The 24115-nt window shown below is 70.8% G+C and carries 20 protein-coding genes; 4 read left to right on the top strand and 16 right to left on the bottom strand.

Going from position 1 to position 24115, the window contains the following annotated elements:
* The coding region (locus ABZ857_RS41800; RefSeq protein WP_357055724.1) for a hypothetical protein at nucleotides 1-272 on the top strand (272 nt) is incomplete at its 5' end.
* On the opposite strand, the gene ABZ857_RS41795 is transcribed toward ABZ857_RS41800, so the two are convergent.
* Nucleotides 221-1138 carry a LysR substrate-binding domain-containing protein gene (locus tag ABZ857_RS41795; protein ID WP_357055721.1) on the bottom strand — a complete coding sequence of 306 codons (918 nt, stop codon included), beginning with the start codon at nucleotides 1136-1138 and terminating at the stop codon, nucleotides 221-223. The genes ABZ857_RS41800 and ABZ857_RS41795 overlap by 52 nt on opposite strands.
* A 71-nt stretch (nucleotides 1139-1209) precedes the next feature.
* Here ABZ857_RS41795 and ABZ857_RS41790 point away from each other — a divergent pair, with 71 nt between their 5' ends.
* On the top strand, nucleotides 1210-1626 hold the full coding sequence (locus tag ABZ857_RS41790; protein WP_357055718.1) for an ester cyclase: 417 nt from the start codon (nucleotides 1210-1212) through the stop codon (nucleotides 1624-1626).
* Entirely contained in the window at nucleotides 1616-1894 is a 279-nt protein-coding gene (locus ABZ857_RS41785) for an SDR family NAD(P)-dependent oxidoreductase (RefSeq protein WP_357055715.1), read from the top strand. Before ABZ857_RS41790 ends, ABZ857_RS41785 begins: the two co-directional genes overlap by 11 nt.
* Here ABZ857_RS41785 and ABZ857_RS41780 read toward each other — a convergent pair.
* The 10 genes from ABZ857_RS41780 to ABZ857_RS41735 all read right to left on the bottom strand — a co-directional run bounded on the left by ABZ857_RS41780 (nucleotide 1884) and on the right by ABZ857_RS41735 (nucleotide 17154).
* Entirely contained in the window at nucleotides 1884-2963 is a 1080-nt protein-coding gene (locus ABZ857_RS41780) for an endonuclease/exonuclease/phosphatase family protein (RefSeq protein WP_357055713.1), read from the bottom strand. The two genes, ABZ857_RS41785 and ABZ857_RS41780, sit on opposite strands and share 11 nt — an antisense overlap.
* A gap of 286 nt (nucleotides 2964-3249) precedes the next feature.
* Nucleotides 3250-3453 (bottom strand): hypothetical protein, encoded by a 204-nt coding sequence (locus ABZ857_RS41775; protein ID WP_357055710.1) that lies wholly within the window; start codon nucleotides 3451-3453, stop codon nucleotides 3250-3252.
* Nucleotides 3454-3537: 84 nt separating this feature from the next.
* Nucleotides 3538-5592: an alpha-galactosidase gene (locus ABZ857_RS41770; RefSeq protein WP_357055707.1), complete on the bottom strand. Its 2055-nt coding sequence runs from the start codon at nucleotides 5590-5592 to the stop codon at nucleotides 3538-3540.
* Nucleotides 5593-5650: 58 nt separating this feature from the next.
* On the bottom strand, nucleotides 5651-8542 hold the full coding sequence (locus tag ABZ857_RS41765; RefSeq protein WP_357055704.1) for a glycoside hydrolase family 2 TIM barrel-domain containing protein: 2892 nt from the start codon (nucleotides 8540-8542) through the stop codon (nucleotides 5651-5653).
* Nucleotides 8543-8629: 87 nt separating this feature from the next.
* Nucleotides 8630-9847: an ROK family transcriptional regulator gene (locus ABZ857_RS41760; RefSeq protein WP_357055701.1), complete on the bottom strand. Its 1218-nt coding sequence runs from the start codon at nucleotides 9845-9847 to the stop codon at nucleotides 8630-8632.
* A 66-nt stretch (nucleotides 9848-9913) separates the two neighbouring features.
* The gene (locus tag ABZ857_RS41755) at nucleotides 9914-10813 is read right to left on the bottom strand and encodes an ATP-binding cassette domain-containing protein (RefSeq protein ID WP_357055698.1); all 900 of its coding nucleotides are present in this window, start codon (nucleotides 10811-10813) and stop codon (nucleotides 9914-9916) included.
* Nucleotides 10810-12609, bottom strand: coding sequence for a dipeptide/oligopeptide/nickel ABC transporter permease/ATP-binding protein (locus ABZ857_RS41750; RefSeq protein WP_357055695.1), 1800 nt, complete (start codon nucleotides 12607-12609; stop codon nucleotides 10810-10812). The genes ABZ857_RS41755 and ABZ857_RS41750 overlap by 4 nt, the downstream gene beginning before the upstream one ends.
* Nucleotides 12610-12622: 13 nt before the next feature.
* On the bottom strand, nucleotides 12623-13606 hold the full coding sequence (locus ABZ857_RS41745) for an ABC transporter permease (RefSeq protein WP_357055692.1): 984 nt from the start codon (nucleotides 13604-13606) through the stop codon (nucleotides 12623-12625).
* Between the two features lie 9 nt (nucleotides 13607-13615).
* A complete protein-coding gene (locus tag ABZ857_RS41740; RefSeq protein ID WP_357055689.1) occupies nucleotides 13616-15307 on the bottom strand; it encodes an ABC transporter substrate-binding protein in 1692 nt (563 codons plus the stop codon).
* A gap of 455 nt (nucleotides 15308-15762) precedes the next feature.
* Entirely contained in the window at nucleotides 15763-17154 is a 1392-nt protein-coding gene (locus ABZ857_RS41735) for a cellulase family glycosylhydrolase (protein ID WP_357055686.1), read from the bottom strand.
* Nucleotides 17155-17597: 443 nt separating this feature from the next.
* On the opposite strand from ABZ857_RS41735, the gene ABZ857_RS41730 reads away from it, so the two are divergent.
* A complete protein-coding gene (locus ABZ857_RS41730) occupies nucleotides 17598-18593 on the top strand; it encodes a LacI family DNA-binding transcriptional regulator (RefSeq protein ID WP_357055683.1) in 996 nt (331 codons plus the stop codon).
* A 62-nt stretch (nucleotides 18594-18655) separates the two neighbouring features.
* On the opposite strand, the gene ABZ857_RS41725 is transcribed toward ABZ857_RS41730, so the two are convergent.
* Genes ABZ857_RS41725 through ABZ857_RS41705 form a run of 5 tightly spaced genes read right to left on the bottom strand, consistent with a single transcriptional unit; the run spans nucleotide 18656 to nucleotide 24110 of the window.
* Nucleotides 18656-19513, bottom strand: a complete 858-nt coding sequence (locus tag ABZ857_RS41725; protein WP_357055680.1) for a DMT family transporter — start codon at nucleotides 19511-19513, stop codon at nucleotides 18656-18658.
* Nucleotides 19510-20226: an ABC transporter ATP-binding protein gene (locus ABZ857_RS41720; protein ID WP_357055677.1), complete on the bottom strand. Its 717-nt coding sequence runs from the start codon at nucleotides 20224-20226 to the stop codon at nucleotides 19510-19512. Before ABZ857_RS41720 ends, ABZ857_RS41725 begins: the two co-directional genes overlap by 4 nt.
* Nucleotides 20223-22034 carry a branched-chain amino acid ABC transporter ATP-binding protein/permease gene (locus ABZ857_RS41715; RefSeq protein WP_357055675.1) on the bottom strand — a complete coding sequence of 604 codons (1812 nt, stop codon included), beginning with the start codon at nucleotides 22032-22034 and terminating at the stop codon, nucleotides 20223-20225. The genes ABZ857_RS41720 and ABZ857_RS41715 overlap by 4 nt, the downstream gene beginning before the upstream one ends.
* Complete coding sequence (locus tag ABZ857_RS41710; protein ID WP_357055672.1) at nucleotides 22031-22900, bottom strand: branched-chain amino acid ABC transporter permease; 870 nt, start codon at nucleotides 22898-22900, stop codon at nucleotides 22031-22033. The genes ABZ857_RS41715 and ABZ857_RS41710 overlap by 4 nt, the downstream gene beginning before the upstream one ends.
* Nucleotides 22901-22949: 49 nt before the next feature.
* On the bottom strand, nucleotides 22950-24110 hold the full coding sequence (locus ABZ857_RS41705; RefSeq protein ID WP_357055669.1) for an ABC transporter substrate-binding protein: 1161 nt from the start codon (nucleotides 24108-24110) through the stop codon (nucleotides 22950-22952).
* Nucleotides 24111-24115: the final 5 nt, after the last annotated feature.

Raw genomic sequence — 24115 nt, 5'->3', positions numbered from 1 at the left:
GCCCACCCGCCCAACTCCCCCCCGCCGCCCGGGGGGCGGGCCCGGGGGCCCGGCGGCGGCCGGGTTCGCCCCGGCGGGCGGACGGGCTGCTGCAGGTCGTCAATGGTTTCCACCGGGCCTCCCGCGGCGCCTTCGCCTGGTCGGGGCTTCCGGTGCCCTGTCCCGAGCCTGCACCGCTCTGGCGGCTCGCCGATCTGGTGGGTGTCTCCGATGCGCTGGGCTACCGGCCGTGGGGCGTGCACAAGCCGGAGCCGGCGGCCGTGCTGCCCTGAGCGCTCAGGCAGTCGCGGGCCGACGTGCGGAACGCGGCCACCAGACGGCCGCGGTCCGCGGCCCGGGTCGCCACGACGACGTGGCCCGGTTCGACGCCGTGCAGCGGGATCGCGGTGAGGTCGGGGCGGATGCCGGCCGCGTGCAGAGCGGCCGGGACGATGGCCACGGCCTGCCCGGCGGCTATGTATTCGAGCTTGTCCTCGATGGTCTCGACCGGGGGGCCGCCGGGCGCGGGGCGGCCTCCGGGCCGCGGGTCGATGCGCCAGTACGCGTCGAACTCCGGATCAGGGAAGCGAGGGATCGGCTCGCCGTCGATGTCGTCGAGGGTGACCGACTCCTTCCCGGCCAGCCGGTGCCCGACCGGCACGAGCAGCATCTTCGGCTCGTCGTAGAGGATCGTCACGTCCAGGCCGTCGGTTCGCAGCGGCAGCCGGGTGATCGCCGCGTCGACCCGCCGGTCGAGCAGGGCCTCGCGCGGCTCGTTCCACTCCAGGTGCAGCGTGCGTACGTCGGCGTCGGGATGCCTGCGCCGCAGGTTCCGCACCGCCGGAGTGACGATCACGCCCGCGGTGTAGCCGACGGTGATCCGGGTGGGCCGCGCGGCGGCCCGGGCGACGGCCATGGCCTGCTCGGACGAACGCAACAATGCGTGTGCGTGAGGGAGGAAGGCCTCTCCCGCTTCGGTGAGCCGCGTGCCCTGCCGCGTACGGTCGAGAAGCCGTGCGCCTACCCGGGCCTCTAGCCGGCTGATCTGCCGGCTCAGCGACGGCTGCGCGATGCGCAGCTCGGCCGCGGCGCGGCCGTAGTGCAGGTGTGACGCGACGGTGGTGAAGTAGCGCACCAGCCGCAGGTCGAGGTCCGTCATGCCCGAATCGTATTACGTGTTCCGGAACAGGTCTTTGATCAGCGAGGATGCGCGTCCCTACCGTGAGATCCATGCCTACTGACAACGAGATCGCGGTCCGGCGCTTCTACGACGCCCTCGCCACCGGTGACACGGCGTTGGTCGACGAGGCCCTCGCCCCCGATTGGGAGGCCGTCCCGGCCATGCGAAGCGGGCCCGGCCCGGACGGCTGGAAGAAGAGCATCGAACACCTTCGCGGCGTGTTCTCCGGCCTGACCGTCACGATCGAGCACATCGTCGAGTCCGGCGACATGGTGGCCGTGCGTTCGGTCGACCGCGGCGTACACGCCGGCGAGTTGCTCGGCGTCGAGGGCACGGGCCGCGAGGTCGAGTTCCGGGCGTCGGACTTCCACCAGGTGGCCGGCGGCCGGATCGTGCGGACGTGGCACCTGGAGGACTACTTCGCGATCGCGCACCAGCTCGGACTGGAGCTCAGCCGTGGCGCTTGACGGAAAGACGGCGGTGGTGACCGGGGCGGCGCGGGGCATCGGGTACGCGTACTGCCGGCGGCTCGCGGCGGACGGCGCGAACGTGGTCGCCGTCGACATCGACGACCCGGCCGACGGCGTGAAGAAGCTGAAGGGCCGCGGCGACAAGCTGGGGCTGGTGTGCGACGTCAGCGAGCCGTCTCAGGTCGACGCCGTGACGACGTCGTCGACCGATCTCCGTCCCCGGATGACCGGACGCGCCGGCCTTTACGCGCTGTTCACCAGCTGATTCCGGCCGCCACCGGCAGGTGGTCGCTGCCGGTGGCAGGCAGTACCCACGACCTCTCCGGCTCCACGCCGCGGACCAGGATCTGGTCGATCCGCACCACCGGGAACTTCGCCGGCCAGCTGAAGCCGAAGCCATCCCCGGCCGCGTCCTGGGCCGAGCGCAGCTGCGAGGTGATGTCGGCGAACGCACGGTCGTCCATGCTGCCGTTCAGGTCGCCGAGCAGCACCACCCGCTCGTTCTGCTCGGCGGCGACGGCCTTGCCGAGCGCCTGCGCGCCTCTGTCCCGCGAGTCCGTCCAGAAGCCCGCCCTGGGATTCACCCGTGCGGACCCCAGGTGGGCCACATACACCGCCAGCGGACCCTGGTTGGTGGCCACCGTGGTGCGCAGCGCCCGGTTATAGGGCATCTTGGCGTCGGCCGGTATGGTGTCCGCCAGCGGCCCGTAGTCCATCTCGATGTCGACCGGCTGGGTGTCCGAGAGCGGCAGCTTGCTCCACAGCCCGACCGTGCCCTGCACCGTGTGGTACGGGTACGCCTTCGCCAGCTCCCTCTCGTACGTGCCCCGGGCCTGTTCGGTCACTTCCACCAGGGCCAGCATGTCCGCCCCGAAGGCGGCCAGGTCGCGGGCGGTGCCGGCCGGGTCGGGATTGCCGGCGCCGACGTTGTGGCCGGCCACGATGAGGTCGCTGCCCGGGTGGGACTTGTCGCCGAGCAGCCCGCCGAAGAGGTTCAGCCACACCATGACCGGCAGCAGCAGCGCGGCCACCCCGGAGGCGGAGCGGCGCAACAGCGCCCCGGCCAGCAGCACCGGGATGAACAGGCCGAACCACGGCAGGAAGGTCTCCACCAGGCTGCCGAGGTTCCCGACACGGTTCGGAATCTTCGCGTGCAGCAGCATGAACAGGCCCAGCAGCAGCGCCAGCGCCGCGAGCACCGGGCCGCGCTTCCAGGGGCCCGGCCGGGAGGCGGCGCGTATCGCCCGGCGGATGTGCGCGCGCCAGGTTCCGCCGCCGGGATCCTGGCGGCCGGCGCCGCCCTGTCCGGTCTCCGCCGTGTCCACCGTCGTCATCGTCTGTCCTCGCTCACTGCCGGTCACCGCTGCATCCTTGGGGCCTGGGTGGGGACACGCGGACAACCACGCCCCGGTCCACCTCCGGCTTGCCCGGACACCGCTTCCAGTCCCACGGTGGACGGTCCGGGTCAGGTCCAGCTCAAGGCCCCCCCGCCGGCCGGGTCATGCTCGATCAACAACACTCGCGACACGCCGCCGAGTATCACAGCACGCTCCGTAACTCGCCCGCCGGTCAACCCCGTCCACTGTCCACCGGCCGTGTCCCCGCCTCGTCCGCGCCGTGTCATGGTTGTGTCACGGTCGCGCCGACGGTGGCCGCCGTCGACGAACGGTGAAATTCGGCGTGGTTCCCTGCCACCTTGAGGCCATAGGTCGCGGCGAGTTCGCGCACCTGCTGCGCGGTCCGCCCGTCGTAGTCCCCGCCGATCTCGAACTCGGCATAGCCGGCGTCGGCCAGCAGCTCGAAGGTGCCCGGCAGGTCGAGCATGTTGTCGGCCGTCAGGTCACGGACCGTGAACAGCTGGATCCCGATGGTGCCGGACGGGATGTCGCCCTGAGTCGCCGACCCTCGTCAGGTGCGGATTGCCTCGACAAGGAAGGCATTGCCCGGCTTGTCGTGGAAAAGGGGGGCGGGCAGGCCGATCACGGCGAGGGCCCTGCCGGTGAGCCGTACGTCGCCGGCCGCCCATTGTGGCCGGCGGTCGACCGGCCCGGACACCGCACCGGGGATGGCCGCGACGGTGTACTCGGCGTCGAGGTCGAGACCGGGCAGCCGGACCGGCACAGGCCGCTCCGTCGCCGAGGTGGCCACCTGCGCGTAGGCGAACACGGCCCGGCCGCGGTCGGGGGCGACGACGCCGTGGACCAGGACGGCGGGGTCGGGGTGGTCGGCACGCACCAGCTCGCCCGTGTGCAGCAGCGGTCGCAGGCGTTTGTACAGCGCGATCCACTCGGCCAGCGCCTTCCGGTCGTCGGCGGTCCAGGCGGTGATGTCGGCCTCGACACCCGCGTGGCCGAACAACGCGGTTGCGGCCCGGAATCCGAGGGTGGTGGCGCGGCCGGTGATGTGGGCGGGAGAGGAGCCGACGTGTGAGCCGATCAGCTCGTACGGCAGCAGCAGGCCGGTCCACCGCTGGATGTGCTGGCGTTCGATGGGGTCGATGTTGTCCGACCCCCAGATGCGGTCGGTGCGCTCGAGGATGCCGAGGTCGGCCCGGGCGCCGCCGGAGGAGCACGACTCGATCTCCAGCTCCGGGAACCGGGCGCGCAGCTCGTCCAGCAGCCGGTAGACGGCCTCGGTCTGGGCATGGGTGCCCGGCACGCCCTCGTGGACGGGTTCGGCGATGTCGCGGTTGTGATCCCACTTGATGTAGTCGATGCCGTACTCCGCCACGAGGCTGCCGATGCGGTCCAGCAGGTAGGCGTACACCTCGGGCCGTGCGACGTCGAGCGTGTGCTGGTTGCGGAGGGGCAGGGGCCACCGCTGCGGGTCGGCCAGCAGCCAGTCCGGATGGGCGCGGATCAGATCCGAGTCGGGGTTGGCCATCTCGGGCTCGAACCACAGCCCGAACTGCATGCCGTGCTCGCGCACCCGGCGCACCAGGGTGTGCAGGCCGTCCGGCCAGACGGACTCGTCCACATACCAGTCTCCCAGGCCCGCGTCGTCGCCCCTGCGGTGGCGGAACCAGCCGTCGTCGACGACGAACCGCTCCGCGCCGACCTCGGCGGCGGCGTCGGCCAGCGCGAGCAGCCGGTCCTCGCGGTGGTCGAAGTAGACCGCCTCCCAGGTGTTCATCGTCACCGGACGCGCCGACCTCGGGTGGCCGTCGCGGGCGCGCAGCATCTCGTGGAACCGGCGGCTCAGGCCGTCCAGCCCGTCCTGCGAGCTGGCGAAGTACACCCACGGCGTACGGTAGGACTCGCCTCGGCCGAGCCGTACCTCTCCGGGTTCGAGCAGCTCGCCGGCGGCGAGCACGGTGTCCCCTTCCGCGAGCCGCTCGACATACTGGACATGGTTGCCGCTCCAGGCGACGTGCACGGCCCACACCTCGCCCGTGCGGAACCCGAAGCCCGGGGTGCCGGCGACGAGCGGACCCGCGTCGAACCAGGTCCGGCCGCGGCGGTTCTCCCTGGACCACACGCCCTGCAGCAGCGGGGCGCGCTGGGGGGAGCGTTCTCGCGCCCACCGGCCGGCGAAGTCGAGCACCTCCCCGGCCTGGGCCGGCAGCGGCATCAGGCACGCCAGCCGGTCCAGGGTGTAGGGGGACGACGCGGTGTTGACCAGCTCGTGCCGGATGCGCAGCACGCCCTGGACGGTCAGCTCGATCTCGGTCCGCAGTTCCAGCCCGCCCTCGAGGTCGGCGGCGCGCGCTTCCACGCGCCCGCCCTCGACCTCGGCCGGGCGGAGGAGGGTGAAGCGGGGCGGGCGCCAGGCGCCGTCGCGGTGCCCGGACAGCACCGGCCGGCCGAACCAGCCGTCGCCCTGGCTCGGCACGAGGTCCTGAGCGGGCATCGGGGGAAGCTCCGCGAGCGGCCCCGGGCAGGCGCCCCAGTGCAGGACACGGGGCAGGCGCGGACCAGCCACGTCGAGGACGAGGCCGACGCCGTCGGCGGAAAGAACAAGCATGAGGACTCCAAACTGCGGGGACGGGGTTCACCGCGGATGAAAGGAACAGCCGCCGGGGCTATTCCGGAGGGCGAACGGCGTCGAGGCGCGGGCTCCACGGGCGCATCACGACGTGGAACGTCACGGGTTCGGCGCGCAACTCGTACCGGGGGAGCACACCGGGCCCGCAGGAGCCGCTGCCCAGCCCGTGTTGGGCGAGGTCCAGGTTGACGTGGATCTCGTCCCGGGGCGTGAGGTCGATCGTGTGCCGGGCCGCGTCCAGGTCCTCGCTGGTCCAGGGGCGGGCGGTGAACTGGAAGACCGGCTGGCCCTCGAAACGCAGCCCCGTGCCGTCGGGCCCGGTGAGTGTGGCCCACCGTACGTCGGCGCGGGAGCCGTTCTCCTGCGGGAAGACGTACGGAGTCTGCATCTGCTCCACCGTCATCACGTACCGGCCGACCGGGGCCGCCTGCCACGAGTCCACGTACGCCTCGCCCGGCCCGCGCCCGAACCATTCGACGTGGCGCAGCGCGGCGGGCACCGCGAGGCGCAGCCCGAGCCGGGGCAGGGGGAAGGGCCACTCCCCCTCCGGCCGTACGTGCAGCGTCAGACACAGCCCGTCGTCCTCGGAAGACCAGTGGTAGGTGGCGTACATGCCGATGTTCCGGCCGGCCGGGGCGACCCTGGTGCGCACCACCAGGCTCGTCCCGTCGGCGTCGACGCCGATGAGGCGGTGCCGCAGCCGGTGCAGACCGTAGGCCCGCCACTCGGTGTGCAGGTAGCGGTCGTTGTCGACGGGCGCGCGCCACAGGTCCAGCCGAGGGTGATCCACCGGGAAGGTGCCGATGCGGCGCAGCCGGCCGGTGACCCGGTCGAACTCGGCCGGCCCGATGAGGACGCGTTCCCCGCCGGAGACCGGAGGCGCCGGTGCCGAGGGGCCTGACCGCGCGAGGCTGGAGGCGCCCGCGTGCACCTGTGCCTGTCCCCAGGCGACCTCGTGCCCTTCCGGTGCCCACGGCTCGTCCTTGGCGAGCACCGCCCGCACGGTCAGGAACGCCTCCGCGTCGCAGGACGGCAACGGCGGGGCGGACACGGTGACCGTCCGGCCGGACGGCACCGGCGGCACCCGCAGCACACCGCTCGTGACCGGCAGCCCCTCCTGCTCCAGCCGCCACCGGAACTCCAGGTGCGACAGATCCCGCATGTCGTACCGGTTGGTGATGCGTACGCGGGATGCGTCCACCTCGATGTGGACGGGCTCGATGATCTTCTTGAACTGCAGGGCGCCGGGCGACGGGGTGCGGTCGGGGAAGAACAGGCCGTCCACGACGAAGTTCCCGTCGTGGAGCTCCTCGCCGAAGTCCCCGCCGTAGGCGAAGTACTCCCGGCCGTCGGCGGCCTGCCGCCGGATGCCGTGGTCGATGTACTCCCAGACGAAGCCGCCCTGGCAGCGGGGGTAGGCGTCGAACAACGCCTGGTATTCGGCCAGGTTGCCCGGGCCGTTGCCCATGGCGTGGGCGTACTCGGCCAGGACGAACGGCAGCGCCCGGCGGTGCGCGTCCGCCTCGGGGTCGGGGAGCGGCGGCTCGGCCCGCCGTCCGATCGCGTCCACCTCGTCCACCGGAAGGTACATCCTGCTGTAGACGTCCACGTAGCGGCTGTCGAGGTCGTGCTCATAGTGGATCAGGCGGGTGGGGTCGCGGTGACGCGTCCATTCGGCCATGGCCTGAAGGTTCGCCCCGGAATCGGACTCGTTGCCCAGGGACCACATGATGACGCTCGGGCGGTTCTTGTCCCGCTCCACCATCCGGGCCATCCGGTCCAGGAACGCCTCACGCCAGCGCGGGTCGGCGCTGGGGTTGCCACGCCAGCCGAACTCGCAGAAGCCGTGCGTCTCCAGGTCGCACTCGTCCACCACCCACATGCCGAGTTCGTCGCAGAGTTCGAGGAACCGCGGATGGGGCGGATAGTGGCTGGTGCGCACCGCGTTGACGTTGTGCTGTTTCAGCAGCAGCAGGTCCGCGCGCATGTCCTCCTCGGTCAGCGCACGCCCGCGGTCGGGATGCCACTCGTGGCGGTTGACGCCGCGGAACACGACGCGGCGGCCGTTGACGGTGAGCACGCCGTCGGTCACCGCCACGGTGCGGAAGCCGACGGCGATGTCGACGCGCTCGGCCTCGGTGTGCAGCGTCCCCCGGTACAGCCGGGGCTGCTCGGCCGACCACGGCTGGACGGCGTCGAGTTCGTACGGACCCGCTGCCGGCACGTCGACCAGGCCGAGTTCGGGTACGGTGAGCCGGGCCGGTGCCGGTGTTTCCACCCGCAAGGACCCACGCCCGGTTCGGTGGTCGTAGTCGGCTCGGACGAAGAAGTCCTCGATCCCGCCGGCCGGCCGGGCGAGCAGGGTCACATCGCGGAAGATGCCGGACAGCCACCACATGTCCTGGTCTTCCAGGTAGCTGCCGGCCGACCACTGGTGCACCCGTACGGCCAGCACGTTGCGGCCCACCCGCAGGTGAGGCGTGACGTCGAACTCGACGGGCAGCCTGCTGCCGGTCGACCAGCCGAGCCGGTGCCCGTTGAGCCAGACGACGAAGCACGAGTCCACCCCCTCGAAGCGCAGGACCGCGTCCAGGCCCTGCCAGGACGCGGGCACGTCGAAGACGCGGCGGTAGTCGCCGGTCGGGTTCTCGTCCGGCACGTGAGGCGGGTCGGCCGGGAAGGGGAACATGCAGCAGGTGTACGCCGGATCGCCGTGGCCGTGCAGCTGCCAGTGGCCGGGCACGGGGAGCAGGTCCCAGTTCGAATCGTCCAAGCCCGTCGCCTCGACGCCGCCTCCGGCCGCCGCAGGGGTCGGCGAGAGCCGGAAGCGCCAGTCGCCGTTGAGGGTGAGCACGGGGGCGTCGGAGGTGAAGAAGGAGCGCGGCAGACGCCTGCCGGATCCAGGCGCGTAGTCCTCGTAGTAGGACAAGACTCATCTCCCAGGATTCGATGTCGGCGTGACCGAGCCGCCGGTGACGGCATGGCACCCCTCGGACTCGTGCGTCGGACTCGTGCGTCAGGCTCGTGCGTCGAGCTCCAGGAAGGCCAGTTCGCTCTGCAGGACGAGCACGGCGCCACCGATCGCGGCCGCGTCCGAGCCGCTGACCGAGGTGACCACCCGCACCGGGTGCGCCCGGCGGGCGAAGGTACGCCGTTGCACCTCCTCTTCGATCACCGACTGGTAGATCGAGCCGGCCGCGGCGAAACTGGGGCCGGCGAGCACGATCAGGTCGAGGTCGAACAGGCTCGCCATGGTGACCGCCGCGGTGCCCAGGTGCCGGGCGGAGCCCTCGACGAGGCCCCGTGCCGCCGGGTCTCCGGCCCCGGCGGCCGTCGCGACACGCCCGAACGCGGTCATGACGTCGGTGTCGGCGGGGTCGAGCCCCAGCCGCCGGCCGAGGCTCGAGTCCTCCAAGGCCTGCTTGATCACGGCGGAGGGATCCGCGTAGTTCCCGAGGCAGCCGTAGTTGCCGCAATCGCACCGTCCTCCGTTGACGTCGATGGTGATGTGGCCGATCTCAACGCCGTTGGAGGAGACGCCCCGGTACACCTCACCGTCGACGACGACTCCCCCGCCGATTCCGCTGGCCATGTAGAGACACCCGAAGGTGTCCTGCTCCACCGCGCCCAGCCAGTGCTCCCCGATCGCCGCGGCCGCCGCGTCGTTGTCGAGCAGCACCGGCAGGCCCAGCAGCTCGGACAGGCGCGGCCCGACCGGATACTCGAACCATTCGGCGGTCGGCTGGTGGGTCAGCAGCACGCCCGTCTGCCGGTCCTGTGGTCCGTAGGTCGCCAGCCCCACCCCGAGCACCCTGCCGCGATCGACTCCGGCGGCGCCGATCAGGGCCTCCACCCGTGAGGCCACTATGGAGAGGGCCTGCTCGGGCGGCAGCAGCGCCGTCCCGGGGAACGAGGTCCGCGCGACCTGCCGGCCGGTCAGGTCCACGATCACGATGACGCAGCTGTTGCGTTCGAACAGGACTCCCACCGCGTACCGGGCGTGCGGGTTGAGCTGCAGCAGTGTCGGGGGCTTGCCGCCGGTCGACGCGCCGCGCCCCACCTCCACGACGAGCCCGTGAGCCATGAGCTCACGGACGACCTGGGTGATGGTCGCCGGCGTGACGCCGGTGACGGCGGCGAGCTCGATCCGGCTGATGGTGCGCGCCGCCCTGATGTGGTCGAGCACGATGCCGCGGGTTTTCGGCCTCCCGGCCCCGGCGGGGCTGGTCGCCATTCGGCCTCCTTGACGCCACCGGTCGGCCGCGGGTTCGGGGCTCGGCGGGGACGTGTCTCATGTGGTTCAGCGATGACGGTCAGATCCTTGATCGACGGGATCCTCCCATCGTGCTGTGTAGTGGTCGTATCCGCCCACGTCGCCGGCGGCGGCGACCGAGCCGGGGTCGATGTCCGGTGGGCGGCGCCCGGCCCGCGGGTCGGGGGACGCGGCGGCCAGCAGCTTGGTGTAGGGGTGCCGCGGGTTGAGAATCACGTCGTCGGCGGGCCCGCGCTCGACCACCCTCCCCCGATACAGCACGAGGATCTCGTCGGAGAAGTGCCGCGCGGTGGCGAGGTCGTGGGTGATGTACAGGACCGCGAGGTTCTCCTCCTGTTGCAGGCGCGCCAGCAGCGTGAGGATCCCCAGCCGGATGGAGACGTCCAGCATGGACACCGGCTCGTCGGCCACGATCACCTTCGCGCCGGGGGCGAGCGCCCGGGCGATGGCGACGCGCTGGCGCTGCCCGCCGGACAGTTCGTGCGGCCGGCGGTGCACGACCTCCCCGGCCGGGAGACTCACCCGCTCCAGCAACTCCAGCACCTGCCGCCAGGTGTCCGCCCGGTCCCGGGCGCGCCGGTGCAGCCGCAGCGGCCGGGCCAGGTGGTGCCCGACCGTGTGAAAGGGATTCAGCGACGCGAAGGGATCCTGGAACACCATCTGCACGTGGTCCCGGTGGACGGCGTCCGGCACCGGCGCGCCGTCCGCACCACGCAGGGTGATCCCGCCGGCGGTGGGCTTCTCCAGCCGAGTGATCATGCGGGCGATCGTGGACTTGCCCGAGCCCGACTCACCGACCAGGCCGAGGGTGCGGCCGGGCGGAATGGTGAACGAGACGTGGTCGACCGCCCGCAGCCGCGTCCGGCGCAGTCCGCCGCGGATGGGGAAGTCCTTGACCAGATCCCGTGCTTCGAGCGTGATGCTCACTGCTCACCTCCCGGTGGTACCGCCTCTGACCCGGCGGCGCGGATCAACCGGCCGCGCTCGCCGGTGAGGCTGGGGAACGAATCCAGCAGGTGCCGGGTGTACGGGTGTCTCGGCTCCGCGAGGATCCGCCCTGCCGGGGCCTGCTCGACGATCTGTCCGTTCCGCATGATCGCGACGCGGTCGCTCACCTCCAGCAGCAGCGGCAGGTCGTGGGTGATGAACAGGACGGCGAAGCGCAGTTCGTCGCGGAACCTGAGGATCTCGCGGAGGATCCCGCGCTGCACCACGACGTCGAGCGCGGTGGTCGGCTCGTCCAGGATGACGACCTGGGGGTCGAGCAGGAGCGCCATCGCTATCATCACGCGCTGCCGCATGCCGCCGGACAGTTCGTGGGGGTAGGAGCGCAGCCGTCGCGGGTCCACCCCCACCATCGTGAGCGCGTCGTGGCAGCGGGCGCGCCGCTCGCGCCGCGACAGGTCCGGCCGGTGGGTGGTGAGCACGTCCTCCAGCTGCGCGCGGATCGTCATGACGGGGTTCAGCGCGTTCATCGCGCCCTGGAACACCATGGACAGCTGGGCCCAGCGGAAGCCGCGCAGTCGCTCGGGCTCCAGCGCGAGCACGTCGACGTCGCGTCCGGACCGGTCGTGGAAGGTCACCGTGCCGGCCGTTATCTCCGCGGGCGGGCGGTGCAGCCTGCTGACGGCGTACGCGAGCGTGGTCTTGCCGCACCCGGACTCGCCGGCCAGCCCCAGGATCTCTCCTCGGTGCAGCGTCAGCGACGCCGCCCGTACGGCCTCCACCGGGCGCTCGGCCTGGTAGGTGACGGACAGGTCCCGCACGGTCAGCACCACGTCCGGGTCCTGGCGCGGCACCGGCCGGGGGTCCCTCGGCCGATCCGCCCGGCCGCGGCGCGGCACGTTCCGCAGGCGCGGGTTGATGATCTCGTCGATGCCGAAGTTCACCAGCGCGAGCCCGCAGCCGAACAGCGCGATGATCAGACCCGGTGGCACGAACCACCACCAGGCGCCACGCTGGAGCGCGAACCCGTTCTGGGCGTAGTTGAGCATCGTGCCCAGGGTCGCGGAGTTCGAGGCGCCGAGGCCGAGGAACGACAGGCCCGCCTCGCTGAGGATCGCCGCGATGACGGAGAACACGAACTGGGAGGCGAGCAGCGGCAGCAGGTTCGGCAGGATCTCCACCGCGACGATGCGCCAGGGCCGCTCCCCGCCCACCCGCGACGCCAGCACGTAGTCGCGGCCCCGCAGCGAAAGGGTCTGCGCGCGCAGCACCCGCGCCGACCCGGCCCATCCCGTGACGGCCAGCACCACGGCGATGGTCCACGAGCCGCGCGCCTCCGCCGGCACGAACGCGGAGATCACGATGACCAGCGGCAGGCCGGGAATCACCAGCATCACGTTCGACATCAGCGAGAACGCCTCGTCCACGAGCCCGCCGAGATAGCCGCCGACGATGCCGAACAGCGCGGACAGGAAGGTGGCCAGGATCCCGACAAGCACGCCGATGTACAGCGAACCCCGGGTCGCGTACGCCAGCTGGGCCAGCACGTCCTGGCCGGTCTGCGTGGTGCCGAGCAGGTGCGCCGCGCTGGGACCGGTGAGGCCGATGTCCCTGATCGCGTCGGGGTCCCCGACGAGCAACGGGCCGGCGACGGCCCACGCCGTTATCGCCAGAATGAGGCCGGCCCCGACGACCAGCTTGGGTGACCTGCGCGGCAGCGGACCGCGCCGGCCGGCCCGGGCCCGGACGGCCGCCAGGTCGGGATTGAGGTTCGTCACGTCGCTCCGCCCCTCACGTCCTGACCCTCGGGTCGACCAGGCCGTACAGCAGGTCGACGAGGAGGTTGGCGCCGAGCACCGCGACCGTGATGACCAGGAAGATGCCCTGCATCAGCGCGTAGTCGTTGCCCTGCACGGCCTGCAGCAGCTTGGAGCCGATGCCCGGGTAGGCGAACACCTGCTCGGTGACGACGGAGCCCGCGACCACGAACCCCAGCGAGATGGCGAATCCGGCGACCGTGGGCAGGACCGCGTTGCGCGCGGCGTACCACACCATGATCCGGCGCTTGCGCAGTCCCTTGGCCCATGCGGTGAGCACGTAGTCCTCCGCCAGGGTGGAGACCATCATGTTCCGGGTGCCGAGCAGCCACGAGCCCGCCGAGGAGACGACGATGGTGATGGCGGGCAGCACGCCGTGGTAGACGGCCGACCCCAGGAACGGGCCGTTCACCCCGGGCGTGAGCGTCACGTCGTAGCCGCCCAGCAGGGGGAACCAGCCGAGCGCCGAGCCGAAGACCGCCACCAGGATCAGCGCCAGCCAGAAGTACGGCACGGCCGACAGCACGGTCGTCGCGGGCACCAGGGAATCGAGCCAGCTGCCGCGCCGCCACCCCACCAGGACGCCCAGGCCGGTGCCCAGCAGGACCGACAGCAGCGTCGCCAGGCCGACCAGGGCCACCGTCCACGGCAGCGACGTCGCGATCACCGACGACACCGGAGCCGGGAAGTCGCTCACCGAGACCCCCAGCCGGCCCTGCGCGATGTTGCCGAGATAGCCGAGGTACTGGTGCAGGAGGGACTCGTGCGTGTCCGTGCCGAGCAGCAGCTCGTACGCCCGCCGGGTCGCGGGATCGACGCTGCCGCCCCGCTGCTGGAGCTTGGCCAGCAGGATGTCCACGGGATCGCCCGGCATCATCCTCGGAATGAGGAAGTTCAGCGTCAGCGCCGCCCACAGGGCGACGAGGTAGAAGGCCACCTTGCGCAGGTAGTACCGCATCGGCGACGCTCACTTGCCCGTGGGCCGCAGGCGCTTCAGGACCTCCGCGTTGTCCGGCGCCTGCCAGACCGCGGGCATGGCGTACGGATCGGCCTCGGTCGGCCACCCGGTGAACTTCGCGTCGTGATACTCGGTGACCGTGCCCTGCGTCAGCACCGGGATGTACGGCATCGCCTGCTCGGCCTCGACCTGGATGGTGTCGAAGTACTTCTGCCGCGCCGCCGTGTCCTTCGGGTCGAGGCGGGTCAACGCGTCGAGCGCCTCGTCCGCCTTGGGGTCGGAGAAGCGGCTCCAGTTCGTGCCGGCCTTGTCACCGACCTTGGCCGTCCCTGCCGTGCCGAAGAAGTAGCTGTACAGGTAGTACGGGTCCGGAGCCGGGCCCTGGTTCAGCGAGTCCATGATCAGCTGGAACCTGCCGCTCTGGCGCTGCGCGGTCCACTCGTTCCAGGACAGTTGCTCGACGGTCAGCCTGATCCCGGCCTCCTTGAGCTGCTGGCTCATCGTGCTGAGCGCGGTGATGTAGTCGGCCCACCCGGCCACCGTCTTCACGGTCAGCGACAGCGGCTTGCCGCCCTTGGCGTAGAAGCCGTCGCTCCCCTTGCTGTAGCCCGCGTCCTGCAACGCCTGCTGGGCCTTGGCCAGGTCGGGCCGCATCGGGGCGATCCGGTCCCGCAGCGCGCCGGAGATCACCGCCGTGTCCCGGCCGAGCAGCCCGAAGCCGGGTGAGATCTCGCTGGATGTGCCCTCGAAGGCCAGCGAGTTGATCTGCGTGCGGTTGAGGGCGTAGTAGATCGCGTGACGGACCGCCGGGTCGGTCTGCGGACCGGTGCAGCCGAGTGCCGGATTGCTGCAGGTGGTCAGCACCATCTGGTTCAGCGGGGTGATGAGCGCCTTGTATCCGGGGTAGTTCTTCTCGACGTTCTTGACGTCCGGGATCGGCGCGGACTGCCAGTCGATCTGACCGGCCCGCAGCGCCTGCTCGCCGGACTGGTTTCCGGACAACGCCAGGAAGCGGACCTTCTTGACCGCGGGCGCGCCGCCCCAGTAGGCGGGGTTCGCGGCGTAGGTGAACGCCTGGGGCTTGAACTCCGCCAACGTGTACGGCCCGGTGCCGACAGGGCCGGCGACCGTGTCGGTCGCCGGATCGGCGACGCTCTTCCACTTGTGCTCGGGCACGATGTAGACCCGGCCGAGGACCTGCGGTCCGAACACGAAGGATGGACGGTCGAACGTGATCACCACGTGGGTGTCGTCGGGCGCGGTCGCCTCGCCGTCGTAGCCGATGCCGTTCATCTCCTTGTGCCGGCTGAGCATGTCCAGCGTGAACAGCACGTCCCGCGCGGTGAACGGCTGACCGTCGGACCACTTCACGCCCTCGCGCAGTGTGACGGACAGCTGCGTGCCGTCGCTGTTCCAGGAGTACGCCGTGGCCAGACGCGGCTCGGGCGGGGCGGCCCGCAGCATGTTGAAGTAGAACAGCGGCTCGAAGATCGTGCCGATGCCGCCGATGTTGCTCGAATACGGGTTGAAGTTGACCTGGTAGTCACTCGACTGGCCGGTGTAGGCGACCAATGTGACGTCCGGAGCGCCGTTCGTCGTGCCCTGTCCTCCATTGGAGGAGCTACATCCCGTGATGACCAGGGCCGCTGCGGCTAACACGGCCGAGGCGCGCGTTCCCGGCCCCCTCGTCTTCCCCATCATCGCCGTTCCTCCAAGACCGCCGATTCGATGCCGAGCATTATTAATTGGATTAAATAAGGAGGTCAAGGCTTTCCGGGTGCTCGGGCACAGGCGTTCCGCAAGCCCGCCGATGCGAAGAAATCGCAGTAAGTCAGCACGAAATCACAGAGGCGCCTCCGCTCCGCCGACACGGCGCGCGGATGCCCCTTTAGGGCGTAGTAATCAGGATAAATTGGACTAAACAGGATGAACGGTGGCGAACTTATTTATGGCAGCAAAATAAGCGGGTTGGAGCCGTCTGGGGCATGACGAAACGGCAGCGGGCCCCGGCATGGGGACCGGAACACTCCCGCGTGAAGGGCGCCGGCCGTAGCCCCGGCCACTCCCGGCCGGTGGCGCGGGCCGGTGGCGCGAGCCGGTGGCACGGGCCGGATGTACGGCAGGTGTACGGCACACCCGGCCCGCGCCGGTGTTCGTCAGCTCGCGGCGCAGGACGGCGTGGGGACGCTGTTGCCGCCGTTCCACGACCCGAGGAACCCGAAGGTCGTGCTCGCTCCGGCGCCGAGGCTGCCGTTGTAGCTCATGTTGCGGGCGGTCACACCGGATCCGCTGCCGGTGACCGTCGCGTTCCAGGCGTTGGTGACGGTCTGGCCGTTGGCGAAGGTCCACGTCACGGTCCAGCCCTTGATCGCCGAGCTGCCCGCGGTGACCTTGACCTCACCCTGGAAACCGCCCGGCCACTGGCCGACGACGGAGTAGGTGGCCGTACAGCCGCCGGGCCTGGGCGACGGCGAGGCGCTCGGGGAGGGGCTCGGGGAGGGCGACGGGCTGGGTGACGGCGACGTGGACGGCGAGGCACTGGGCGACGGGCTGGGTGACGGCGAGGGGCTGCCACCGCTGTAGATCGAGGCCTCCTTGGCGGTCGCCTTGATGCCGTTGGCGCCGTCGAAGACCCTCTTACCCCAGGTGGTGAGCTGCTTCGGGTCGAAGTTGAGCGTCATGTCCAGGATCGGGTCGCTGTTGCCGCTCCAGGACCAGGCGAGCCAGCCCAGGCCGCGCGCCTGCGCCTCGGACAGGATCGTCTGGTCGTCGACCTCGCCGGAGTTGAACTGCCAGCCGAACTCGCCGATGACCAGCGGCCAGCCCTTGGCCTGGAACCGGTTGAGGTAGTCGACGATGCTCGCGGCGCTGTTGAACACGGCGTACATGTGGATCGACAGCACGGTGTTGTGCCGGCTGTCGGCGTCCAGGATCGTCTGGGCGTTGTCGCGCATGACGTACTGCCAGTCCTGGCCCCAGTTGGGCGCGTCGACCATGAGCAGGTGCTCGAAGCCGTTGCTGCGCATCTTCTTGATCGCGTTGGCGGTGGCGTCGGTCCACTGGGCGGCGTTGGTGTTGCCGATCGGCTCGTTGCCGATGTTGATGACGACGTGGTTCTCCTCGCCGGCCAGGGCGCTCTTCTGGCTGATCCAGTAGTCGACCGCCTCGTCCAGCGAGGCGGCGGCGCCCTCCTCGCCGTACCCGGTGGTGTCGTGCACCTCAAGCACGCAGATCAGCCGGTTCTGCTTGCACAGCGCGACCACGTTGGCGACGTCGTTGGACGGCCCCCACCGCTTGCCGCTGCCCAGCACCACACGCACGGTGTTGGCGCCGAGCGCCTTGATGTCGGCGAACGAGCCGGTCCGGTTGGCGTACCAGACATGGGGGTGGTTGACGCCCCGCATGACGAATTCCCGGCCGTTGGCCTCGACGATCTTCGTGCCGCTGACGTGCAGGCCCACGGCCGCGGACGCGGGCTGGACCGCGACCAGGATCGACGCCAAAGCCGCGAGTACGGCGGCGCCGAGGGCGACGAGCTTTCCTCTCATGACCTACCTCGTGGTTGGGGGGCCCCGCGCAAGCGGGGGCGAGACTTCCAGCCGGTGGCCGGAAGGCCTGCAGGCTACAAACGAGCCGGGAAGAGGGGAAGCCGTGAACGTTCACGACGGATTCACGCAGGAAGCTCGGCCGTGTTCGTATGCCCCTCCACCTGCGACGACCCGGACCGTCGGAGCGCGAGACCGGCGAGCACTGCCTGGAAAGTTTCAGACCGGGCCCGGGGGCTAAGGCGAGCAGTGATCAAGAGACGGCGGCCCGGCCCGATTGTCAGGAGCAGCGGATCGATAGGCTGGTGCGGCCTGACGTTTTGCGGCAGATCCCAGAACGCCCCCGGCTGCCGCCTTCCGGGCAACAGCCGATCGCCGGCGACGGCAGAGTGGTGTTTCTGCCGGGTGACCGCTCAGGATGCCGACCACAGGAGCCGGAGACATCGATGGCCAAGCGGGTGACGATCCATGACGTGGCAGCCCTCGCCGGGGTCTCTCGTCAGACCGTGACCAGGGCGCTCAACGACATGGACGGGATCAACGACGAGACGAAGAGACGCGTCCTGGAGGCCAGCGCGAGGCTGGGCTACCGCCCGAGCAGGTTCGCCCGCAGCCTGGTGGCGCGGGAGAAGACACGCACTCTCGGCCTCGTCGTCAGCTCCTTCCGCAACCCGTACTACACCGAGATCGCCGGTGATCTTCTCGACTGCGCGGCCTCCCGGAACTGGCAGGTCATCATGGCCTCGAGCGAGTCGGCCGACGAGACCGCGGCGCTGCGAATGCTGTCCCCGCAGGTGGACGTGGTGGTAGGCCATTTCTGGTCGTCGATGGAGCGGATCGAGGAGGCGCGTGACGGCGTTCCCGTCGTGGTGCTGGACCGCACCGAGCACCTGCCGGGGACGCACTCGGTGGAACTCGACCTCCGTTCCGGGATCGAGGAGGCGATTCACGCGTTGCGCGCCAAAGGCGCCCGCAGCATCGGGATGATCGATTCCGATTATTCGCTGCGCCAGTCCTCGGTATATGTGCCCTCCTCGCGGCGCCGCGACTTCGAAGAGCTCATCGGTCCCGGCCAGCCGAAGGCGGCAGTGGCCGGGGAGGAGTCGATCAGGGGAGGCTCGCTCGCCTTCGTGGAGCTCATGCGTGCGCATCCGTACGTCGACGCGGTGCTGGTGTTCAACGACCTGATGGCCATCGGCGCCATCCACGCCGCGCACACCCTCAATATCAAGGTCCCCGAGCAGGTGAGGATTCTCGGCATCGACGGGCTCAGCCTGGGGGAAGCGGTGCATCCCACGCTCAGCACGATCTCGATCGACCGCGAGACGCTCGCGGCACGCGCGTTGGACGTGGTGGACACGCTGGCCGCGATCAACTTCGCTGAGACGGAACCCATCCGGCACGTCGTACGGTCACGCCTCCTGTGGCGTGAGTCCGCGTGAACAAGCGTCGGACAGCCGGGCGCCGAGCGGACCACGCCGAAGCGCCCGGAGTCCTGCCACGCTCAGGAGAGCGGGTGAAGGACCCACCGCAGGCCGACCACGATCACGCCGATCCCGGCGATCGTCACCGGTGACAGCGGCTCACCCAGCAGCAGGAAGCCCCACAGGACGCCGAAGGCCGGCACCAACAGGTTGACGCCGGCCGTACGGACGGGTCCCACATGGTCGATGAGCCAGTAGAACAACAGGTAGGCCAGTCCGCTGCCGAGGACGCCGAGTCCGACGACGTCCGCGGCGACCCCGGCGGTGAACGGGCCCGGCGGCGGGGACAGCACGAGAAGCGGGGCCAGGACGGCGGCCGCGCCGAGTTGCTGCCCGGCCGCCACGACCAGGGGCGGCACTCCGGCGAAGCCCCGGCCCGCGTACGAGCCGCCGTAGGCGAAGACGAAGGCGCCGAGCAGAACGGCCGCGACGCCGGCGACCCCGTCGCCGCTGACGCCGAGGCCGCGCGGGGCGGTCGCCAGTGTCACCCCGGCCATGCAGGTGACGAGGCCGGCGAGGCGCCTGCGGCTGAGCCGTTCCCGCCGGGCCGTGACCTCGATGAGCAGCGCGAACGCGGGACTGGAGGCGTTCACCACCGCGGTGGTCCCGGCGTCGAGGCTGGTCGTGGCGATCGACAGCAGCAGGAACGGCGCCGCGGCCGACAGCACGCCGAGCAGCGCGAACCGCCGGGCCGGCACGTCGCCGCGCTTCAACCCGCGGGCGCGTACGACGGCCAGCAGCAGGACTCCCCCGATGAGCGTGCGGCCCAGGGAAAGGGCGACCGGGCCGAGGTACGGCACGGCCGCCCGGACGAACACGAAGGAGAGCCCGAAGACGGCCCCGCAGCCGATGAGGACCGCCAGCGAACGGCGGCTCACAGGCCGAGGTAGATGCTGCGGACCTTCGGGTCGCCCCGCAGGTCCTCGCAGCTTCCGGTCATCGCGATCTCGCCGTTCTCCATGACCAGGCAGCGGCTGGTGACCTCGAAGGTGAGCTTGGCGTTCTGCTCGACCAGCAGGATGCTCAGCCCCTCCGCGTTGAGCTTCTTGAGCACCTCGACGATCTGGCCGACCAGCTTGGGCGACAGGCCCATGGACGGTTCGTCCAGCACCATGAGCCGGGGCCGCGACATCAGCGCCCGGCCGATGGCCAGCATCTGCTGCTGGCCGCCCGACAGCGCCCCGGCGAGCCGGTCGCGCATCTCGCCGAGCACCGGGAACAGGTCGTAGACCTCGTCCAGCGACGCCCGCGTCTGCGCCCTCCACGGGCGGGTGTAGGCCCCCAGCAGCAGGTTCTTCTCCACCGACAGGCCGGGGAAGACGTGCCTGCCCTCGGGGACGTAGCCGATTCCGGCGCGCACCACGTGGTGCGCGGGCATCCGGCACAGGTCGTGCTCGCCGAAGCGCAGCGACCGGACCACCCTCGGGGCGAGCCCCATGATGGCCTTGAGCGTGGAGGTCTTGCCCGCGCCGTTGGCCCCGATGATGCCCACGGACTCCCCCGGCGCGACGGAGAAGCCGATGTCGTGCGCGGCCCGCACGCCGCCGTAGGTGACGCCGAGCCCGGCGACGGTCAGTTCCGGTCCGCTCATCGGGTGACCTCCTGTGCGTCCTGCGTCCCGGCGTTCAGGTAGCCGGCCTCGCCGAGGTATGCCTCCACGACCTCGGGCACGACGGCGACCTCGGCGGGCGGGCCGTCGGCGATGACCCGGCCGCCGGACAGCACCGTGACCTGGTCGCACAGGGACATGACCAGCCCCATGTGGTGCTCGATGATCACTACGGTGACCCCGGAGTCGCGGATGGACCGGACCATCGCGGCCAGCTGCCGCACCTCCTCGTCGTTCAGTCCGGCGGCCGGTTCGTCGAGGAGCAGCAGACGCGGCGACATGGCCATGGCGCGGGCGATCTCGATGCGGCGCTGGATGCCGTACGGCAGGGATTTCGGCTGGGCGTCGGCGTAGTCGCCCAGGCCGTAGCGGCCGAGGATCTCGTCCGCGTGACGGCGCAGGTCCCGGTCGTGCCGTACGACGCCCCAGGGCAGCAGCACGTATCGCCAGATCCATCGGGTGCGGGTGCGGTCCAGGGCGACCAGGACGTTCTCCCGGACGGTGAGGTCGCCGAACAGGCGCAGGTTCTGGAAGGTGCGCGCCACGCCGAGCTGGGAGAGCCGGTACGGCGCGGTGCCGCCGATGCCGCGCCCCTCCAGGAGGACCCGCCCGGAGGTGGGGACGTAGAAGCCGCTGATGATGTTGAACAGCGTGGTCTTGCCCGAACCGTTGGGCCCGACCACGCCGCGGATCTGGCCGGCGGGCACGCTCAGCGTCACGTCGTCGAGGGCGCGCAGGCCCTTGAAGCTCATGCCCACGCCACGCACTTCCAGCATCACGCCGCCGCCGCGCACGGGCGCGGGCTCGTACGGCGCGAACGGTCCGAGCGCGGCCCGGCGGCCCTCGTCGCGACCCGTACGCCGGCGCAGCCAGGAGCGCACGAGCCGGGGGACGCCCGCGAGCCCGGTGGGGGCGAACACGACCATGAGCACCACGACGGAGCCGTAGCCGAGCTGGGCGTAGACCGAGAAGTCGACGAGGACCTCCCGCAGCAACGACAGCACCAGCGCGCCGACGACGCAGCCCACGATGCTCTGCCTGCCGCCGATGATGACCATCGCGAGCAGCAGGAACATGTTGGCGACGCTGAAGGTCTCCGGGGCGACGTAGCGGATCAGGCCCGCGTACAGGACGCCGGCGACGCCGCCGTACAGGCCGGACAGGACGAACGCGGTGATGCGCAGCAGCGGGATCTCCGCGCCGAGCGCCCCGGCGGCGAGGCTGTCGTCGCGCATCGCCCGCATCCGGCGCCCGAGCGGGGTTCGGACCACGAACAGGGCGAAGGCCAGCGCGATCGCGAAGACCACCAGTTCGACGTAGTAGAAGAGGTACTCGCTGCTCAGGTCGACGCCGAACATCGGCGGCACCGGCAGGTCGCTGATGCCTTCCGACTTGCCGGCCAGGGCCGCGTTGGTGATCCAGTTGATGAACGCCAGGGCCAGGCCCAGCGTCACGATGCCGAGGTAGTGGGACTGCACGCGCAGCGCCGGGACGGACACCACCAGGCCCACGACGACGGCCGCCAGGACGGCCAGCGCGGCGGCGACCCAGAAGCCGAGCCCGGCCCGGGTGGTCAGGATCGCGCAGGCGTACGCGCCGATGCCGAAGAAGGCCACCTGGGCCAGGTTGATCTGCCCGGCCACACCCATGACGAGGCCCAGGCCGATGCCCAGCAGGGCGAAGATGACGGCGACGTCGACCACGTGGATGGCGTAGCGGTCCAGCCCGTACGGCAGCAGCCAGGCGGCGACCGCGAGGAGGACGAGGGCGACGGGGGTCAGGCGCTTCACGCGCGGTTCACCGTCCTCTCACCGAAGATCCCGGTCGGGCGGATCATGACGGCGACCGCGAACACCAGGAAGACGACCAGTTCCGAGTACCCCTGGAAGGCGCCGGCGGCGAAGGAGTCGAGGATCCCGAAGGCCATGCCGCCGACGATCGCGCCGGGGATGCTGCCGAAGCCGCCGAAGATGGCCGCGGCGAAGCCCTTGATGCCGAGCGATCCGCCCATGACCGGGCTGACGTAGAGCAGCGGCCCGACCAGGCCACCGGCCAGGGCGGCCAGACCGGCGCCGATGGCGAAGGCCATGGCGTTGCTGCGGCCGACGTGGACGCCCACGGCGGTCGCGGCGTGCGGGTTCATCGCGACCGCCTGCATCGCCGCGCCGAGCTTGGTTCGCTGCAGGAACAGGGCCAGCAGCACGGTCGCCACGGCGGCGATGGCGATGACGACGAGGCTGTAGGTGCGGATCCGGATGCCGAACACGTCCAGCGGCGCGCTGCCCACCGGGGAGGGGACGGCGTGCCCGGTGGCGCCCCAGATGAGCACGGCCAGCGCCTCCAGCACGGTGCCGAAGCCGATGGTGCCGATCAGCATCAGGTCGAAGTCGCGGCCCTCCAGCCGGCGCAGCATCCGCTCGATGACGAGGCCGACGACGCCGGTCACGACGATGGCGACCACCATGGCCACCGCGAACGGCAGATGGGCGGACATGTAGAACGTGGAGGCCGCGTACGCGCCGATCATCACCACGTTGCCGTGGGCGAAGTTGACCAGCCCCATGGTCCGGTAGACGATCGAGAATCCCATCGCCACCAGGGCGTAGACGGCGCCGAAGCCGATCCCTCCGATGAGGGTCTGCAGAAATACCTGCATGGTTCTCCTTGGTCCGGGGCGGACCGGCCGCCCCGGACGACGGCCGAGATCAGCTCGCGCTCTCGGCGACGAGCTTGCCGGACTTGATGACGGCGATCCGGGTGGAGTGGAGGCCGACCCCCGACTCGTCGTAGGCGAAGTCGCCGAGCAGCCCGGAGTGCTTGGTGGCGCGGATGGCGTCGGCCAGCTTCTGCCCGCCCTCGCCGCCGGTGGCCTTGAGCGCCTCGATCACGATGCGGGCGCCGTCGTAGGCCTTGGCGCCGTGCAACTCGGCCTCCTCGTTGTAGGCGGCCTTGTACGCGGCGGCGAAGGCGCGGCTCGCGTCGGTGGCGTCGTTGCTCAGGTAGGGCGAGCTGACCACCGAGCCCTCCGCGTTGTCCTCCCCCGCCGTGCTGATGTACGGCTCGGTGCCCATCGGGGCGCCGCCGGCGAGGACCGCCTTGAGGCCGAGCTCCCGGGCCTGCTTGGCGATGAGGCCCGACTCCACCTCCTCGGCGCCGATGAACAGCACTTCGGGGTCCTTCTGCCGGATGCCGGTGAGCGCGGCGCTGAAGTCCTTCTGGTCGGGCGTGACGACCTCGTCGGCGACCGGGGTGATCCCGCGGGTCTTGAGCGAGGCGAGGAAGGCGTCGTGCTCGCCCGCGCCGTACGAGCCGTTGTTGCTGATCAGCGCGTATTTCTTGAAGCCCTTGGACTCGACCAGGTACTTGGCCAGCGTCTCGTCGTAGGCGACGCTGGTCGGAGCGTTCAGGAACAGGAAGGGGCTCTTCAGGTCCGCGAGCTTGGGCGACTGGCCGGACGTGATGTTGGGGATCTTCGCGTCCTTCAGGATGGGGGCCATGGCGAGCGTGACCGCGCTCTCGGCGGTGCCGAACATCGCGATGTAGCCCTCGCTGGCGATCTTGCGCGCCAGGTTGGTGCCGATCGTCGGGTCGCCCTGGTCGTCGAAGAGGTCGAGCTGGATCTGCCGGCCGTTGACGCCACCGGCCTTGTTCGCCTCGTCGACGGCGAGCTTGACGCCCTTGCTCTCCCACTTGCCGAGCGGGCTGAGCTGCCCGCTCTGGGCGTTGATGTTCGCGATCTTGATGGGTCCCGTGGCGTTCGCGCCGGACTCGTTCGATTCGCCGGGTGCGGCGCAGGCGGCGAGCGTGGCCAGGGACGCGGCGATGGCCGGCACGGCCAGGGATCGGCGCCAGGAGATGGAGGACATGACTG

This window comes from Microbispora sp. NPDC046933, assembly GCF_040644635.1.
Taxonomy (GTDB): Bacteria; Actinomycetota; Actinomycetes; order Streptosporangiales; family Streptosporangiaceae; genus Microbispora.
The sequence above is the reverse complement of the archived record's forward strand: the minus strand, read 5'-3'. Positions and strand labels throughout refer to the sequence as shown.